Annotated in this window: 2 protein-coding genes; one reads left to right on the top strand and one right to left on the bottom strand. The window is 48.0% G+C overall.

The window, feature by feature from the left end; all coding sequences use genetic code 11:
* The coding region (locus Q0241_RS18385) for a DUF3422 family protein (protein ID WP_299380479.1) at positions 1–1119 on the bottom strand (1119 nt) is incomplete at its 3' end.
* A 195-nt stretch (positions 1120–1314) separates the two neighbouring features.
* Between Q0241_RS18385 and Q0241_RS18380 the strand changes: the two genes are divergently transcribed.
* On the top strand, positions 1315–1869 hold a 555-nt coding region (locus Q0241_RS18380; RefSeq protein WP_299380477.1), incomplete at its 3' end, for a DNA gyrase modulator.

Here is a 1869-nt window from a genome sequence, read left to right as displayed (position 1 = left end):
ACTTGCTCTTTTATCCATAGACTTCAGAAGTGCTGAGTTCTGTTCTTCCAGCTGGATATCAACACGTGTTCTCAATAACTGCCCCGCCCGGGCAACCCTTTTGGACAGCGTGTCCAAACGCAATGCCATAGCTTCACAGGTTCGCATTGCCGGCGTTAGACGTCGATCCAAGAAGCTTTCCATCCGTTGAAAGCCATCCATGTTCCCTTCTTTTAACTTCAAGATTCGCTGTTTAACCAGTTCATGATAAGCTTTCGACGCTGAAAATCGATAATTGGTCGCCGCTGCGGCCTGTTCGATTTCCGCCGATAACTCGGTCAGCTCACTCAGCAACTGCTTTTCGTTATCCACATCCCGGCGGTCGGTCATACGCGTCGTTATATCCTTTAGCACGCGCCCTGCTTTTGCCAGACGATCACCATATTGCTGTGCCAGAGGAAGAGAAAGAAGAGCCATCATTCGATAGGTGTCAATTTCAAGCAACCGCTGAACAGCACGCCCTATTTGCCTTGGTTTCAAGCCGTAATCTTTAATAAGGATACGGCCATACCCGTCCTCGTTAATGCTAAAATCCATCCAGACACCGGCAAGTCCGCCGCGTAGTGTACAGGCAGATAGATGCCCCGTTGGAAAGAAAGAAACTTGCTCCTGCATCGTGCGTTCCGGCGCATCATGGCCTTCAAGTTCAAGATGCACACCGACCAGCCTTTGACCCGGTACAGCATTGAGCCAGTCCACAGGGACCAGTTCTATTGCCGTCTTTGAGAAAGGCTTATGATATGCATGCTTCGGCTTTTGAACCGTTGGTGCCGTATCGTACTGCTTTCGATCCGGGTCTTTTCTATTACGAAAAAAAGTGTAGGTAGAAAATTCTGTGTGACGCTCCCAAACCACATAAAAGTGACCAAGGTCAGCCATAAAATGTTTCGTTCCAGGGGCGGGTGCTGCCACGTTAAAGCGTTGGCATAGCAACCCAACGTGAGCTCTTTCTTCTTCGGCCTTATCTTCTCCTGATAACATTCCTATGTGTGTGATAGTTTCGGGGCCAGTAAGCTGGGTAAATGGCCTTGCATGTAACTCGTTACAGAGCTCAACCCGCAAGGGATGATCGCGCAACATTTGTGTTCCTTATATCGACCTGATTTCTGTATTTTTACAGATTTCGTTTTGTCCGCTTTCTTGGTTCGAAGCGTTTTTTGTCTTTTGACAAAATGGAGTTTGGCAAGATTCTCTTTAATTTGGAAGCCAAGATCATTGGCCTTCTCACTTTGAGCACCTATATTGTCTGCAAAGGTATATTAAAGGAATCCATTTATGAGCTACATTGCCACAACCGACGATCTTTTTTTCAACCGCACCGATCTTGATCAAAAGCGGCTGGAAAACATTGTCAACAATGCCCTAACAGGTGCCGATGATGGCGAGCTCTATCTTGAATACCGCCAATCCGAAGGGATGGTTTTCGACGACGGACGCCTGAAAAACGCCAGCTTTGACACATCTCAAGGATTTGGACTTCGTGCAATCGCTGGTGACAGTGCTGGTTATGCCCATGCAAGCGATCTTAGTGAAGAGGCCATTAAACGCGCAGTGAATACTGTGCAAGCTGTTCACAGCGGACATTCCGGCACCATGGCAGGTTCACCACAGGGAACAAACTCAGCGCTTTACACCGAAGACAACCCCCTATCTGCTTGTGCCTTTGAAACCAAAATCAAAGTGCTTAGCGATATTGATGCCTATGCACGTGCAAAAGACCCACGCGTAGTTCAGGTGAGCGCCTCTATTTCCGGAGAATGGCAAGCGGGACAAATTACTCGCGCTGACGCTCACAAAGTTGCTGATATTCGCACACTGGTACGCCTAAAC

It is taken from the genome of uncultured Kiloniella sp. (assembly GCF_937128705.1).
Taxonomy (GTDB): Bacteria; Pseudomonadota; Alphaproteobacteria; order Kiloniellales; family Kiloniellaceae; genus Kiloniella.
This window is presented reverse-complemented; position numbering and strand designations above follow the sequence as displayed.